The following is a 14,029-nucleotide window of genomic DNA, read 5'->3' on the forward strand; positions in this document are numbered from 1 at the left end:
TTACTACTCCACAAAGCTCGTGAGCTTGGCAAAAGCACGTTCCCGGGTCAGCACAGACGCGGTCATCGCCGCCGCGTCGGACAGCAGGAACAGCAACGGGCCGACCACGTCCTCGGGGTCGCCGATACCTATGGTGTCCTGCCAGTGCTCCCGGTCCGCACCGGCGTTCGCACTGCGGAACTGCTCGGTGTCGATGACGCCTGGCGCGACGACGTTCACCCTGACCCGGTCGCCGGCCACCTCCACCGCCAGCGTCTTGGCGAACGCCACCAGCGCCGCCTTGCTCGCCGCGTACGCCGCAGCGCCCGCGAACCCGGTCGACGCCATCCCGGACGTGAACACCACCACCGAACCGGACTGCCGCGCCACCATGTGCGGTACGACGGCCTGACACGCCCAGACCACACCGTCCAGGTTCACCTGCAACGTGCGGGTCCACTCGGCCGCATCCATCTCCAGCACCGGCGACCGCGGTTGCACCGCCGCACCGGCGACCAGACCGTCGATACGCCCGTACCGCTCCAGGACACCCGCAACAGCGCGCTCCACGGACGCACGGTCCGCCACGTCGACCTCGACGTACTCAAGAGCACCAGCCGGCTTCGTGACGTCGAAGACCACCGCCGTACCGCCGGCAGCGTTCACAGCGGCAGCCAGCGCCGCACCGATGCCCTGAGCGCCACCGGTGATCACCACGACCTCACCGGTCGCGTCGAAGCGCACCTTCATGACGTCTCCTTCGGCCCCGACGACTGCTCGGACGCCTGCTTCGAGGTCATCGTCTCGGTGATTCGCTGGAACGCGCCGGCCAGGTGACTGCGCAACGCCTGCTCGGCCGCGTCCGGGTCCCGGGCCACGCACGCGTCCAGGATCGCCTGGTGCTCCTGCCGGCTCCGCTCGATCAGGAACGCGGTCGGACGACTGCCGAACCGGTACCGCTCGCTGTTCTGCCAGACCGGCTCGATTGCCCGCGGCAACCACTGCGAACCACTGGCCCGGTAGATCGCGAAGTGGAAGTCCGCATGGGCCTCACGGGCACCCGTGGAGTCCTCCGCGCGTGACAACCGGAGGTGCTCGGCCAGTGCGGCCGCTGCCTTCGTCAGGTCCTCTTCGGTGAAGTGGGCCGCAGCCGCGCGTACTGCGAGGCTCTCCAACGCCAGCCGCGTCTCGTGCGTGTCTCGCAGGTCCGACAACGACAGGTCGCGTACCCAGGCGCCACGGTGCGGGATGATCTCGACCAGCCCCAGGGCCTCCAGCCGCCGGAGTCCTTCCCGTACGGGCATCTGGCTCATCTCGAGCCGGCTGGCCAGCTCCACAAGGCGAAGAGGCGTACCACTGGGTAACTCACCCGAAAGGATCAGCTGATGCAGCTCCGCGGCCGCGTGCTCGGCGAGAGTACGGCGACCGCCCTTGCCGCCCCCTGGCAGCAGCTCCAGTGGCCCGCTCATGCGCGGACCACCCGGTTGCGCAAGGTGCCGAGCTTGTCGGACCGGGTGACGACCACGTCGCCCTCCTGCAGGAACACCTGGGGCTCACGGGCGTTCCCGATGCCGGCCGGCGTACCGGTGAGCAGCAGGTCGCCCGGGCGCAACGTCATACCGAACGACAGCTCACTGATCAGCGTGGCGACGTCGAACGCCATCTGCCGGGTCGACGCGTCTTGGCGTACGTCGTCGTTCACCAGGCACTGCAGGTGGATGTCCTGCGGGTCGCCCACCTCGTCGGCGGTGACGATCCACGGACCCAGCGGCATGGTGTCGTCGACGCTCTTGCCCTTCAGCCACTGCCCGCCGTGCGCACGCTGCAGGTCCCGCTGCGACACGTCGTTGGCCAGCGTGTAGCCCCAGACATGGTCGAGCGCCTCGTCGACCGCGATGTTCTTGCCGGTCCTCCCGATCACCAGCGCGACCTCGGCCTCGTAGTCCCACTTGGCCGAGATCGCCGGGTCCCAGGCGATGTCGTCGTACGGGCCGATCACCACGTCCGGACCCTTGGTGAAGAACGTCGGGTGCTCGGGCCGGTCCACGTCCTGGCCCTCGCGCTTACCCTTGCTCTCCTCGAAGTGGTCCCAGTAGTTCCACCCGGTGCACAGGATGTCGCGCCGGAACCGCCGCAGGGGTGCACGCAGCAGCTCCTCGGCGAACGGCACCTTCACCCCCGTCGGCGCCGCGCCGGACTCGATCACCTCGGTCAGGTCCGTTGCGTCGAGCAACAACACCGAATCGCCGTCGAGTACGCCGGGCCGCTCGCTCCCGGCGTCCTCCACCATCACGTACTTCATCTCAGGTCCACTCAACGCCACGCATCACGGTCACCCCCTGGCTAGGCGATCACGGCGATCGCGTTGATCTCGATCAGGTAGTCCGGGTGCGCGAGCTTGCTGACCTCGACCATCGTCGAGGCCGGGAGCGGCTCGGTGAAGTACTGCGCGCGGATCTCGTGGATCTTGGCGAAGTCCTCCATGTTGCGCACGTACACGTCCACCCGGCAGACGTCCGCGAGCGTGCCGCCGGCCGCCTCGACCGCCGACTTCACGTTCTCGCAGACCTGCCGGGTCTGCTCCCGGACGTCACCGACGCCGGCGATGCCGCCGTCCGGCCGGCGAGCGGTCATGCCGGACACGAACACCAGCCGCCCGGTCGCCTCGATCGTGGTCGCCTGCGAGAACACCCCGTTCGGGCTCCGCAGCGCGTCCGTGGACACCTGTGTCTTCGGCATCAGCTCAACACCCCTCCCGACGGGATGACAGCGCCGACCGCGCGTGCGGCCGCCAGCAGCCCGTCCAGTCCCGACCTCTCGATCCGTACGCCGTTACGCCGCTGCTGCGCCGCACGCTCGGCCTCGATCTCCCCCGGCAGGTACAACCGGTTCACGCCCGGCGCCGTCGCACTCCCCCGCACGCGAGCGGCCAGTCCCGACGAGCGGCGTTTGAAGTCCTCCACGCCGCCCATCAGCTCCGGGTCGATCGCCAGGAACAGGTGTGCGCAGTCGTTCGGCCGGTCCGGCTCGCGGTACAGCGGGCGTACCTGGTCGCCCCACCCGCCACCGCTCAGAACGCCGGTGAGCACGTCGATCATCAATGCCAGCCCGAAGCCCTTGTGACCCGCGGCCGGCAGCAGCATGCCGAGCACCGCCTCGTCCGGATCAGTGGTCGGCGTCCCCGAGGGGTCGGTGGCCCACGTGTCCGGGATCGGCCGCCCGGCCGAGGCCGCGAGCCGGATCTTGCCCAGGGCAACAGCCGACAACGCCATGTCCAGAACGATCTCGACGCCCGCCGTGGTCGGCACCGCGATGGCGAGCGGGTTGTTGCCGACCAGCCGTTCCGCGCCGCCCGGGGCGGGCATCAGCGGCGTGGTGTTGGACATCGCGATACCGATACACCCCGCCTGGCCGGCCTGCATCGCCCAGCGGCTGGCCGCGCCGAAGTGGTGGGCGTTGCGCACCGAGACGATGCCGATCCCGTACCGGCCGGCGCGCTCGATCGCGTGCCGCATCGCCTGCGGGCTGGACAGCTGGCCCATCCCGCCGCGGGCGTCCACCACCATCGCGGCACCGGCGTCGAACAGGACGTCGAGCTCGCGTTCCCGGGTCACTCCACCGGCGTTCAGGCGTTCGACGTACATCGGGACCAGCATCACGCCGTGCGAGCTGACGCCGCGCAGGTCCGCCTCGACGAGCGCGGTCGCGATCTCGGTCGCGTCCGCGGACTCGAACCCGAGCGCCGTGAACACCCCCGCCACGGTCGCCTCCAGCCACTCGGGCCGAACCAGCACCCGCCGATCCGCATCAGAAGCTTGTGCGGTCATCGCTTCTCCTGGGCCCAGGGCAGGAGCCAGTGCTCCAGCAGGACCAGGGCGTAGAACAAGACGATGCTCATCACGCTCAGCAGGGTGATCGCGGCGAACGCCAGTGTGGTGTCGGCGCTCGCGCCGGACTGCTGGATGACGTACCCGAGTCCCTTGGTGGCGCCAACGAACTCGGAGATCACCGAACCGATCACCGCCAGCGAGATCGCCACCTTGAACCCGGTGAAGATCTGCGGCATCGCGTACCGCAGCCGGAGCTTGAAGAACTCCTGCGCCCGGCTCGCGTTCAGCGACCGCATCAGCTCGACCAGCTCGGTCGGCGTCGACTTCATCCCCTGCGCCGTCGAGATGACGATCGGGAAGAAGCACATCAGCAGCACCATCACGACCTTCGGCCACTGCCCGAAGCCCATCCAGATCACCAGCAGCGGCGCGATCGCCACCTTCGGGATCGAGTTCACCATCAGCAGCAGCGGGTACACCAGCCGCTCCAGCACCACCGAGCGGACGATCACCAGCGCGATCGGTACGCCGATCACGATCGCGAGACCGAAGCCCTCGATCGTCTCGAGCATCGACGTACCGGTCTCCTGCAGCAGGTAGCCGGGCTGGTCGAAGAACTTGACCACCACGTCCCACGGACTCGGCAACAGGTACGGCTCGATCGAGAACGCGATCGTCGCGCCCCACCACAACCCGATCGCGACCGCCAGGCCGACGATCGGGAGGAGCACGGCGGCGACCGGGGAATCGGTCAGCCAGGTCCGCTTCGGCATCGTCCGTCGGCTCATCCCGGCCGCACCTCGTCGACCGGTTCTTTTTCGGACAGCAGCGCGTGCAGCCGGCCGCTGATCGCGGCGACCTCGGTGAGGTGCGCGTTCTGGCCGAGGCTGCGCGGCCGCGGGATGTCGATGTCCACGACCTCCCGCATCCGGCCCGGCCGCGGGGTCAGCACGACCACCCGGTCGGCCAGGACGACGGCCTCCTCGATCGAGTGCGTGACGAACACGATCGTGGTGGACAGCTCCATCTTGATCCGCTGCAGCTCCTCGGACAGCTCGGTCCGGGTCAGTGCGTCGAGCGCGGAGAACGGCTCGTCCATCAGCATCACCTGCGGGTCGCGGATCAGCGACCGGCACAGCGAGACCCGCTGCTGCATACCGCCGGACAGCTCGTGCGGCAGCCGCCGCTCGAACCCCTGCAACCCGACCAGCTCGAGCAGCTGATGGGCCCTTTCCCTGTACTCCGCCTTGTTCCGGTCGCCCTTGTCGATCTCGACCGGCAGGAGCACGTTCGAGAGCACCGAACGCCACGGCAGCAGCGCCGGCCGCTGGAACATGAACGAGACGTCCCGGCGCGGTCCGGTGACGGGTTTCCCCGCCACCTGAACCGCACCGGACGTCGGAGGCAACAGGCCCGCGATCAGCCGGAGCAGCGTGGACTTGCCACAGCCGGACCGGCCGATCAGCGTGACGAACTCACCGCCACGGACGTGCAGGTCGATCTTCTCCAGGGCGGTCACCTGGCCCTCGCGTCCGTCGAAGACCTGCCCCACGCCGTCCAGGCGAATCATCCGGTTCCTGTACTCCTACCGTCAGCTCTTCGGAGCCAGGTTCAGCGTCACGACGTCCTCGGGCTTGATCGCGCCCTTGCCGATCGCCTGCGACTCCTCGAGCAGCGAGATGACCTTCTGCACCCGCTCCTGCGTGACCTCGCCCAGCGGACCCTTGAAGTCCTCCGGCTTGATGTACTCCTTCATGATCTCGAGTTCCTTGGTGGCCACCGCGAGATCCGTGTTGGGCACGTACTTCTTCAGCGTCGCGGCCGCCGCGGCCGGGTCGGCGTAGGTGTCCTGCAGACCCTTGAGCAGGGCGTTGGAGAACTTCTTCACCTGGTCCGGGTGGTCCTTCGCGAGGTCCGACCGGGTGATGATCGCGTTCCCGTACAGGTCCGGCAGCACCTTGCCGTACGGCAGCGTGATGACCTTGCGGTGCTTCTCCTTGTCGGCGTTCGCGATCAGCGGCTCGCCGACCATGAACTGGCCGATGCCCTGCACCTTGCCGGACGCCAGCAGGGCCGGCAGCCCCGGCGGCGGCGACGGCAGGAAGGTGACGGTCTTCGGGTCGATCCCGACCGCCTTGGCGTAGACCGGGAACATCACCGTGTTGGTGGACCCCGGCTGGTCGCCGATCGTCTTGCCGGGCAGGTCCTTCGGACCGTTGATGCCCAGGCCCTCCAGGGACATGATCCCGGCCATCGAGCGCTGGTGGATCATGCCGACGGTGGTGACCGGGAGCTTCTGCTTGGCGAGTGTGATCGCGATGGCGGTGAAGTCGCCGATGCCGTAGTCGGCCTGACCGCCGGCCACCAACTTCATCACGTCGACGGTGCCGGAACCAGGCGTGATCTTGACGTCGAAGCCGGCGTCCTTGAAGTAGCCCTTCTCCAGCGCGACGTACGCGTACGCCTCCCGGCCGAAGGTGTTGAACGACGTCAGGTAGCTCACCTTCTGCAGTCCGTCACCGGCTGCCGCGCCGTCCTTGTTGTCGTCACCGTTGCACGCACTCACCAGGGCGAGCCCCAGGACCGCCATCAGGGCGATGACGGAACGCCTCAACCTCATATCGACCTCTCTCGTCCCGATATTTGATCAAACATCAAATACAGAAGGGTGAGCAATTTCTCCGCGGGGTCTTCACGGTGACTTAACATCCGCCACGTCCTCGCAGTGCCTACCTGTCACCCGTCCTGGAGCCGTTCCCCATACCTGCCGGTATACATCCTGTAACCAGACGGGCACCCGCCCCGACCACAGACCGTACCTGCCGGAGCAGCAGATCGCGACGCCCGCGAGGGCCGAACTCGGTCGCGCACCGTCAAATTTGCGTAAAGCTCAACTTGTTGGTGACCCAGCCCACGCCGGGCCGCCGGAATCACGGGTTTCCCTCCGTTCACTCCGGGGAGGGAGGTGCCACTCCCCCGGGTTTGACAGGATATGGACGTGCGCGAGGTGACCCGACGGGTGTGGCAGGCGATCGGTTGCCTGTGGCGTCCGTCGACGTACCTGCGCTGGGTGTACCTGCTGCTCGGCGCGGCGCTGGTCCTCGCGTTCATCCTGGTCGACAGCGCGCTCGGCGCGGTGGTCAACGGTCTCGGCCTGCCGAAAGTTGCCACCGGCACCATCTGGGTCGTGCTCGGTCTGGTGCCGCCGATCGTGCTCGGTCTGCTGCCCGCCGTCCGCGAGGTCGAGGGCATCGCGGTCGAGTCGCTGCTCGCGGTGCGGTTCGAGGAGCGGCCGCTCGGTCCGGCGCGGACCTGGGCCCAGCGACGGCGTACGACGCTGTGGTTCTGCCTGCACCTGCTGGCCGGCGGGGTCGTCGGCATTCTCAGCACGATCGTGTTCGGTCTCGGCGCGATCTGGCTGGCCGCCCCGTTCCGCTCCCCCGGTGCGCGCGACGTCGTCCCCGGCTGGTCGTACGACATCCACGGCGACTGGACCGACCTGTGGATGCCGGCCGCGGCGATCGGCGGACTCGCCGGGCTCTTCCTGCTGTCGGCCGCCGTCGGCGCGCTGCTGGCGTACCTGGCGCCCCGCGTCCTCGGCCCGACCGCGGCGGAGCGCATCGAGCTGCTCGAGCAGCAGACCGCGACCCTTGCCGAGCGCAACCGTCTCGCCCGCGAACTGCACGACAGCGTCGGGCACGCGTTGAGCCTGGTCACGATCCAGGCGGCGGCCGCCCGCCGCGTCCTGGCCAGCGATCCGGAGTTCGCCGAGACCGCACTGGCCGCCATGGAGACCTCCGCCCGGGCGGCGCTGGCAGATCTCGACCATGTACTCGGCCTGCTCCGCGACGACCGGCGACCAGGGTCCCGGACCACGCCGCAGGCCACGCTCGGGGGTCTGGACCGGCTCGTCGATGCCACCCGGGCCGGCGGGATCACGATCGAGGTCGAACGCTCCGGTGCGCTCGAGCAACTACCGGCCGCGGTGTCCCGGGAGGCGTACCGGATCGTCCAGGAAGGCCTGACCAACGCGATCCGGCACGCCGGCCGCCCAGCCGGCGAACTGGCCGTGCACCTGTCGATCTGCCTCGACGCCTCCGGCCTGCGGCTCGCCGTGACCAACCCCGTCAGCGGCAAGTCCGATCACTCCGGAGGCGGCCGCGGGCTGGCCGGGATCCGTGAAAGAGTCGCTGTACTGCGAGGAACCGTCGACGCCGGCCCGGTCACCTGGCAGGACGCCCCGGGATGGCAACTGGCAGTGCGGTTACCCGTCAGCGTGACGAAGGGTTGATATGAACCTGTCTGTGGTCGTGGTTGATGACGAGCCGCTGATCCGTAGTGGGTTGCGGGCCATCATCAACGCCGAGGAGGACCTCACGGTCGTCGGTGAGGCCGGTGACGGGGCGGAGGTGCTTCCGCTGGTACGGCGTACCGGCGCGGACGTCGTACTGATGGACGTTCGGATGCCCGCGGTGGACGGGATCCAGGCGACGCGGCTGCTGCTGGACAGCCTCGACCCGGCGCCGCGCGTCCTGGTCGTGACGACGTTCGAGAACGACGACTACGTGTACGACGCGTTGCGGGCCGGAGCGTCCGGGTTCCTGCTCAAGCGGACCCCGCCGGACGACATCATCGCGGCGATCCGGACGGTCGCGAAGAGCGAGTCCTTGCTGTTCCCGGAGGCGATCCGCGCCCTTGCCCTCGCCCACGTCGGAGCCCCGGCGGCGAGCGGACTCGACCGGTACCAGCTGACCGAGCGCGAGCAGGAGGTGCTCCGGCTGATGGCGCGCGGACTGTCGAACGCGGAAATCGCCGCGGAGCTGATCCTTGGTCTCCAGACGGTCAAGACGCACGTCGCCAACGTGCTCGCCAAGCTGAACGCCCGGGACCGCACGCAAGCGGTGATCCGCGCCTACGAGTCAGGGTTCGTGCCGCTGCATTAGGTCTGCGCGGGGTCGTCTGCCTCGGCCAGCGTGCAGGCGTTGTGGAGCGGGTCGACGGCGTTGGCCTTCATCGCCAGCCGCTGCAGGAGCATCCGGAAGCTGGTTCGCTCGGACTCGTCGAGGATGCCGAGCATGTGGTCCTCGGTGGCCCGTAGCCGCCGCTCGAGGTCACAGAGGGTCTCGCGGCCTTCGTCGGTCGGGGCGATCAGCCGCGCCCGGCGGTCGGCCGGGTCGGGCCGGCGCTGGACCAGGCCTGCCTTCTCCAGGTCGTCCAGCAGGTAGGTCATCACGGTCCGGTCGACGCCGAGCTGAGCGGCCAGGTCGAGCTGCCGTTTCGGGCCCTCGGCCGTCGTCGTCGCGAGCACCTGGTAGCCGCGCGGGCCACCGGGCACGCCCTCCAGCGTCACCGCGGCCGCCTTCGCGTACTGCCGGAAGACGACGCCCAGCGCCCAGCCGAGGTCGGCCTCGACCGGCGCGCCACTGGCGACCGCGGGCTCGACCCCCCGCGTGCCTCGGGTCGCGACGTCGGGCGGAGTACTGGACATGTCCCCATCGTACGTGGTGTACGCCACCCGGAATACGATCTGACTTGAATATGTTCTGCTTCACAGATTATCTTCGGAGCAGCTCAATACGAGCACGCCCCCTCAACTCGATGGAGACACAACGAATGAGCACCCTGCTACGCGTCGACGCCAGCATCCGGCTGGACGGCTCGGTGTCCCGCGCCCTCGCGGACAGCGCAGAAGCCGCCTGGAAGGCTGAGCACCCGGACGGTGTCGTGGTACGGCGTGACCTCGGTCAGCACCCGCTGCCCGCGACCGTGTGGCCGACCCTCGCCGCGGCCCAGGTGGGCCAGGAGCCGGTCGCCGACTCCGACCGGATGCCGCTCGCGGAGGCTCAGGCCATCGCCGCCGACCTCGCGGCCGAGATCCGGAACGCCGACGCGGTCCTGCTCGCCGTACCGCTGTACAACTACGGCATCGCCCAGAACGCGAAGACCTGGATCGACCTGCTGCTGATGGAGAGGGACTTCGGGTTCGGCTCGCGGCCGCTCGCCGGGCGGCCCGCGATCTTCGCCCTCGCCCGTGGCGGCGGCTACGGGCCGGGTTCGCCCAAGCACGGCTGGGACCACGCCACTCCGTACCTCGAGCGCATCTTCGGCGACGTCTTCGGGATGACGCTGAGGACCGCCGCCGCCGAGCTCACCCTGGCCCCGGTCACCCCGGGCATGGAGGAGCTGATCGACGCTTCCAAGGTCTCGGAGTCCGAGGCACACGTGGAGGCCGAGACCCACGGCACCGTCGTCGCCCGCGAACTCGTCGGCAAGGCAGCCTGACAGACCGGAGCTCCACCACTCACCAACTGTCACTCGCCACCCGGCACCGCCCGAGGTTGAGCGTGCCTCGCTCGGCTGACGAGTGGTTGGTGAGTGGTGGGCGTCCGGTCAGTCGCCGAGCCGCCGCCAGGTCGAGAGGTTTACAGACAGCGTGACGATCGCCGGCTCCGGCAGTACGGCGATCCGCTGCAGCAGCTCGCGGTAGTTCAGGTGGCGGGCGCTCGGCGTCATCAGCACCAACTGCTCCACGGCCGACCGGTCGAGCCGCATCGTCTCCTCGACCACCTCGGTACCGACGCGTTCGAACTCCCCCGCGAGCGACTCCTCCAGCCGGCGTTCCTTCTGCTCGTCGACGCTGACCATCCCCAGTACGTCGACCAGCTCGCCGAGGTGCTGCTGATTCGGCGTGACCACGAGCAGCCGGCCGCCCGGGGCCAGGACACGGGCCATCTCGGCGGCGTTGCGCGGGGCGAACACGTTCAGCAGCACGCTCGCCGAGCCGTCCATCAACGGCAGCTCACGCCACGCGTCGCACACCACGGACGCGATCCGCGGGTCCACCCGGGCCGCGCGACGGGCGGCGTACTTCGACACATCCAGCGCGATCCCGCGGCGGTGCGGAGACACGCCCAGGACACCGGACAGGTAGTAGGCGGTGCCGGCGCCGACCTCGACGACCAGGTCGTCCTCGCCCAGCCCGGCCTGCAGGATCAGCGCGTCCCGGATCGGTCCGTAGTGGCCGGTGCCGAGGAACACGGTACGGGCGCCGACCATCGCGGCTGAATCGCCCTCGATCCCGTTCGACGCCGAAGGCAACAAGTTCAGGTAGCCCTGTTTGGCCAGGTCGTAGGCATGGCCGCGCGGGCAGCGCGCCGTACGGTCGTCCAGCGCCAGCCGGTCAGCACACACCGGACAACGCAGGACGGCCACGAGGTCGCCATCCAGAGAGCTGGTCACGGGTCACTAGGTTATGTCGCGGCTGGTGATCCTCGCCCAGGCGGCGGCGTAGAAGACGACCAGGTAGCCGCCCTGGAGGAGCAGGTTGCGGCCTATCTCGTGCCAGTACGGCGGGTCGCGGAGCAGGTCGGCGAACGACTGCCAGCGGTAGATCAGCAGCCACGGGTGGATCGCGTGCAGCTGCGGGATCGCGGTCAGGATGCCGAGCACGATGAACGTGCCGAACGTCGCGGCCATCGCCGCCAGCGGCGTCGAGGTCAGTGACGAGATGAACAGGCCGATACCGGCCAGACCGAGCAGCGACAGGGAGATCACGACGGCGATCCCGAGTGCGCGGAGCAGGCCTTCGCCGAGCGAGACGGTCGAGCCGGAGAGCAGCAGGACGTCGCCGACCGGGAACAGGATGAAGCCGACGATCAGGCCGGAGAGCCAGATCGTCATCGTCGCGGCGAAGCAGAACACGATGAGTGCGACCATCTTCGCGGCGAGGAGCCGCGAGCGGCCGGCGGGTGCGGTGAGCAGGTTGCGCAGGGTGCCGAGGCTGGTCTCACCGGCCAGCGACTCCCCCGAGATCACGGTCACCGCGGTCGGGAGGAAGAACGGCAGCGAGAGGCCGAGGCTGGCGACGATCAGGAACAGCCCGTTGCCGGCGATCTGCCCGATGAACCCTCCGGCGCCGCTGTCCTCGCCGGCGATCCGGACCGCGATCCCGATCAGCAGCGGTACGGCGGCCAGCACCCCGAGCCCCACCTGAGTCCGAGCCCGCGCAAACACCAACCGCAGCTCGGACAAGAACAACGCCAACGTATGCCGCCCCGCGCCCGGCCCTCGCCCAGCAACCACCATGTTCTCGGTTGGTTCTGCTGTTGCTTCATTCGGCGACATCGAAGCCCTCCCCGGTGAGTGCTACGAAGGCGTCTTCCAGGCTGGGGCGTTCGAGGCCGAAGCCGTGGATGCGGACGTCGGCGGCGACCAGCGCGGCGGCGAACTTCTCGACCGGCAGCTCGCCCGGATCGCCCTCGACGGTGTCACCGCTCGTCTTCAGATCCGTCACACCCAACCCTTGTAACGTCTCGGCCGCCGTCCCCGCATCCGGTGTCCGCACGACCAGTCGCGGCCGGAGCTCGGCGCGCAGGTCCTCCACGGTCGACTGCCGGAGCAGCTTCCCGCGGCTCATCACGGCAGCGTGCGTGCAGACCTGCTCGACCTCGGCGAGCAGATGGGTCGACGTGAACACCGTCGTACCGTCACTCGCCAGCTCCTTGATCAGGTGCCGGACCTCGCGGGTGCCCTGCGGATCGAGGCCGTTCGTCGGCTCGTCCAGCACGAGCAGCTCCCGGCGCTGCATCAGCGCGACCGCGATCGCGAGCCGCTGACGCATACCGAGCGAGTACGCGCGCACCTTCTTACCGGCGGCGTTCGACAGGCCGACCCGTTCGAGCGCCTCGCCGGCGCGCGCCTTCCGGGTCTTCGGATCGGCGGTGCGGTCGGCGGCGTCGAACCGCAGCAGGTTCGCCTGGCCGGTCCAGAACGGATAGAACGCCGGCCCTTCGACCAGCGCGCCGACCCGGGGCAGCACCCGCAGGTGCGCCTTCGGCATCGGCTCGCCGAGCAGCTCGACCGCACCGGACGTCGGCGCGATCAGGCCGAGCAGCATCCGGATCGTCGTGGTCTTCCCCGACCCGTTCGGGCCGAGGAAGCCGAACACACTGCCGGCCGGCACCTCCAGGTCGACCGCGTCCACCGCGACCTGTCCGCCGTGGAACCGTTTGGTCAGCCCGTGGGTGACGACCGGCGCGCTCGTCATCTGGCTGTTCAGCGGGGGGCCTTCGCCGCGGCGGCCTGCAGGGTGTCCGAGGTGACCAGGCCGACGAAGACCCGGCCGTCGTCGGTGATCAGCGCGCTCACCATCTTGCTGGTCAGCACCTTGCCCTTGCCCCACGTGCCCGACACGGTCGGCGCCTTCGCGAGCAGCTGCGCGAGCGGCCCGTTCCCGGTCAGCTGGCCGGTCTGCGCACCGCGGATCATCGCGACACTCTCCCAGCCCTCACCGATCACGGTCGGCCCGTCGGCCTTCGCCGTACCCGGCTTGGTCTGTTTCGGCTCAACCTGCTTCGGCTCGACCTGCTTCGGCTCGATCCGCTGCGGCCGCTCCTGCGACGGAACCTTCTTGTCCGTGACCTTCACGCCCTTCGGCGGAGTGAAGGTGAACGTGCTCGCTGCCGGTACGTCGAACGACACCGAACTGAAGCCCACCTCGAGCGCCGGGTCGTTGCCGGTCCGCGGCATCACGGTCACGTCCAGCGGGACCCAGGTCTTGGAGTCGATCGCCAGCGTCACGGAACCCACGGTGGTCTTGTCGGTCTTCGGAATCAGGCGCAGCTTGTACGCGTCCCGGCCGGCGACCTTCTCGGTGCCGCTGACGTCGACCTTGGTGCTCGGGTCGATCGCGTCGAGGAACTGCTTGGCGACCGCCTGCGGGTCGTACGACGGCACTGCCTTCTCCGGCTTCGCCGCCTTGTGCTCGGGGACGGTCAGCTTCACGGCCTCGCGCCTGGACGAGTCGTACGCCCACGCGGACTTGCCGTCGGTGGTCCACACCCGCTCGGCCTGGGCGTCGAGCACCGAGACCCGGGCCTTGTCCGGGGTCGCGAATGCGACCCGCGCGGTGTGCTGACCGCTCAGCATCTCGGTCAGCTGCTGGCTACCGGCCGGCGCGCCGGGGATGACCGGCAGACCCAGGTCCGCGTCCGAGCGGACCGTGCCGCTCAGGCCGTCGACCTTCGCCGTCTGCACCTTGGCCAGCAGATCCTGCGCGGAGATCCCGGGGAGCTTCGGCGAGGCATCCGCGACCACCGGTCCGAGTGCCCCCACCCCCGCCACCACCGCGACTGCCGTGACCGGAACCAACCACCGTCGACTGCGCTGTGCTACGCCCATGAGTACAGCCTCGCACCGGCGCAGGCCGGAACCAAGCCCAC

16 protein-coding genes are annotated in these 14,029 nt (G+C 69.3%); 3 read left to right on the plus strand and 13 right to left on the minus strand.

The genetic code is table 11. The features are described from left to right. Positions 1-3: 3 nt before the first annotated feature. Genes E0H92_RS15115 through E0H92_RS15150 form a run of 8 tightly spaced genes read right to left on the minus strand, consistent with a single transcriptional unit; the run spans position 4 to position 6,429 of the window. Positions 4-729, minus strand: coding sequence for an SDR family NAD(P)-dependent oxidoreductase (locus tag E0H92_RS15115; protein WP_131496682.1), 726 nt, complete (start codon positions 727-729; stop codon positions 4-6). Next, the gene (locus E0H92_RS15120; RefSeq protein WP_131462132.1) at positions 726-1,448 is read right to left on the minus strand and encodes a GntR family transcriptional regulator; all 723 of its coding nucleotides are present in this window, start codon (positions 1,446-1,448) and stop codon (positions 726-728) included. Before E0H92_RS15120 ends, E0H92_RS15115 begins: the two co-directional genes overlap by 4 nt. Next, positions 1,445-2,281, minus strand: coding sequence for a fumarylacetoacetate hydrolase family protein (locus tag E0H92_RS15125; protein WP_131462133.1), 837 nt, complete (start codon positions 2,279-2,281; stop codon positions 1,445-1,447). Before E0H92_RS15125 ends, E0H92_RS15120 begins: the two co-directional genes overlap by 4 nt. A gap of 41 nt (positions 2,282-2,322) precedes the next feature. Further along, entirely contained in the window at positions 2,323-2,718 is a 396-nt protein-coding gene (locus E0H92_RS15130; RefSeq protein ID WP_131462134.1) for a RidA family protein, read from the minus strand. Beyond that, a complete protein-coding gene (locus E0H92_RS15135; protein ID WP_131293379.1) occupies positions 2,718-3,806 on the minus strand; it encodes an Ldh family oxidoreductase in 1,089 nt (362 codons plus the stop codon). The genes E0H92_RS15130 and E0H92_RS15135 overlap by 1 nt, the downstream gene beginning before the upstream one ends. Continuing rightward, the gene (locus E0H92_RS15140; RefSeq protein ID WP_238152703.1) at positions 3,803-4,597 is read right to left on the minus strand and encodes an ABC transporter permease; all 795 of its coding nucleotides are present in this window, start codon (positions 4,595-4,597) and stop codon (positions 3,803-3,805) included. Before E0H92_RS15140 ends, E0H92_RS15135 begins: the two co-directional genes overlap by 4 nt. After that, a complete protein-coding gene (locus E0H92_RS15145; RefSeq protein ID WP_131496683.1) occupies positions 4,594-5,379 on the minus strand; it encodes an ABC transporter ATP-binding protein in 786 nt (261 codons plus the stop codon). Before E0H92_RS15145 ends, E0H92_RS15140 begins: the two co-directional genes overlap by 4 nt. Before the next feature lie 21 nt (positions 5,380-5,400). Further along, entirely contained in the window at positions 5,401-6,429 is a 1,029-nt protein-coding gene (locus E0H92_RS15150) for an ABC transporter substrate-binding protein (RefSeq protein ID WP_131496684.1), read from the minus strand. A gap of 378 nt (positions 6,430-6,807) precedes the next feature. On the opposite strand from E0H92_RS15150, the gene E0H92_RS15155 reads away from it, so the two are divergent. Continuing rightward, positions 6,808-8,100, plus strand: coding sequence for a sensor histidine kinase (locus E0H92_RS15155; RefSeq protein ID WP_238173440.1), 1,293 nt, complete (start codon positions 6,808-6,810; stop codon positions 8,098-8,100). Between the two features lies 1 nt (position 8,101). Beyond that, positions 8,102-8,752: a response regulator transcription factor gene (locus tag E0H92_RS15160; RefSeq protein WP_131462138.1), complete on the plus strand. Its 651-nt coding sequence runs from the start codon at positions 8,102-8,104 to the stop codon at positions 8,750-8,752. On the opposite strand, the gene E0H92_RS15165 is transcribed toward E0H92_RS15160, so the two are convergent. After that, positions 8,749-9,297, minus strand: a complete 549-nt coding sequence (locus E0H92_RS15165; protein WP_131496686.1) for a MarR family winged helix-turn-helix transcriptional regulator — start codon at positions 9,295-9,297, stop codon at positions 8,749-8,751. The genes E0H92_RS15160 and E0H92_RS15165 overlap by 4 nt on opposite strands. Positions 9,298-9,422: 125 nt before the next feature. On the opposite strand from E0H92_RS15165, the gene E0H92_RS15170 reads away from it, so the two are divergent. Next, entirely contained in the window at positions 9,423-10,091 is a 669-nt protein-coding gene (locus E0H92_RS15170) for an FMN-dependent NADH-azoreductase (RefSeq protein ID WP_131462140.1), read from the plus strand. A gap of 108 nt (positions 10,092-10,199) precedes the next feature. Here the strand turns inward: E0H92_RS15170 and E0H92_RS15175 are convergent, their stop codons facing one another. The 4 genes from E0H92_RS15175 to E0H92_RS15190 are packed head-to-tail and all read right to left on the minus strand — an operon-like array spanning position 10,200 to position 13,988. Next, the gene (locus E0H92_RS15175; RefSeq protein ID WP_238173441.1) at positions 10,200-11,048 is read right to left on the minus strand and encodes a putative RNA methyltransferase; all 849 of its coding nucleotides are present in this window, start codon (positions 11,046-11,048) and stop codon (positions 10,200-10,202) included. A gap of 6 nt (positions 11,049-11,054) precedes the next feature. Beyond that, a complete protein-coding gene (locus tag E0H92_RS15180; RefSeq protein ID WP_131468082.1) occupies positions 11,055-11,933 on the minus strand; it encodes an ABC transporter permease in 879 nt (292 codons plus the stop codon). After that, entirely contained in the window at positions 11,920-12,855 is a 936-nt protein-coding gene (locus E0H92_RS15185; protein ID WP_131293369.1) for an ABC transporter ATP-binding protein, read from the minus strand. The genes E0H92_RS15180 and E0H92_RS15185 overlap by 14 nt, the downstream gene beginning before the upstream one ends. 8 nt (positions 12,856-12,863) lie before the next feature. Continuing rightward, positions 12,864-13,988, minus strand: coding sequence for a LolA family protein (locus E0H92_RS15190; RefSeq protein ID WP_131496687.1), 1,125 nt, complete (start codon positions 13,986-13,988; stop codon positions 12,864-12,866). Between the last annotated feature and the right edge of the window lie 41 nt (positions 13,989-14,029).

Source organism: Kribbella speibonae, from assembly GCF_004331375.1.
GTDB classification, from domain to species: Bacteria; Actinomycetota; Actinomycetes; order Propionibacteriales; family Kribbellaceae; genus Kribbella; species Kribbella sindirgiensis.

Bases quoted from the DNA above. Each gene is read 5' to 3' on its own strand.
- E0H92_RS15115 (WP_131496682.1), bottom strand. From the start codon at position 729: ATGAAGGTGCGCTTCGACGCGACCGGTGAGGTCGTGGTGATCACCGGT.
- E0H92_RS15120 (WP_131462132.1), bottom strand. From the start codon at position 1,448: ATGAGCGGGCCACTGGAGCTGCTGCCAGGGGGCGGCAAGGGCGGTCGC.
- E0H92_RS15125 (WP_131462133.1), bottom strand. From the start codon at position 2,281: ATGAAGTACGTGATGGTGGAGGACGCCGGGAGCGAGCGGCCCGGCGTA.
- E0H92_RS15130 (WP_131462134.1), bottom strand. From the start codon at position 2,718: ATGCCGAAGACACAGGTGTCCACGGACGCGCTGCGGAGCCCGAACGGG.
- E0H92_RS15135 (WP_131293379.1), bottom strand. From the start codon at position 3,806: ATGACCGCACAAGCTTCTGATGCGGATCGGCGGGTGCTGGTTCGGCCC.
- E0H92_RS15140 (WP_238152703.1), bottom strand. From the start codon at position 4,597: ATGAGCCGACGGACGATGCCGAAGCGGACCTGGCTGACCGATTCCCCG.
- E0H92_RS15145 (WP_131496683.1), bottom strand. From the start codon at position 5,379: ATGATTCGCCTGGACGGCGTGGGGCAGGTCTTCGACGGACGCGAGGGC.
- E0H92_RS15150 (WP_131496684.1), bottom strand. From the start codon at position 6,429: ATGAGGTTGAGGCGTTCCGTCATCGCCCTGATGGCGGTCCTGGGGCTC.
- E0H92_RS15160 (WP_131462138.1), top strand. From the start codon at position 8,102: ATGAACCTGTCTGTGGTCGTGGTTGATGACGAGCCGCTGATCCGTAGT.
- E0H92_RS15165 (WP_131496686.1), bottom strand. From the start codon at position 9,297: ATGTCCAGTACTCCGCCCGACGTCGCGACCCGAGGCACGCGGGGGGTC.
- E0H92_RS15170 (WP_131462140.1), top strand. From the start codon at position 9,423: ATGAGCACCCTGCTACGCGTCGACGCCAGCATCCGGCTGGACGGCTCG.
- E0H92_RS15180 (WP_131468082.1), bottom strand. From the start codon at position 11,933: ATGTCGCCGAATGAAGCAACAGCAGAACCAACCGAGAACATGGTGGTT.
- E0H92_RS15185 (WP_131293369.1), bottom strand. From the start codon at position 12,855: ATGACGAGCGCGCCGGTCGTCACCCACGGGCTGACCAAACGGTTCCAC.
- E0H92_RS15190 (WP_131496687.1), bottom strand. From the start codon at position 13,988: ATGGGCGTAGCACAGCGCAGTCGACGGTGGTTGGTTCCGGTCACGGCA.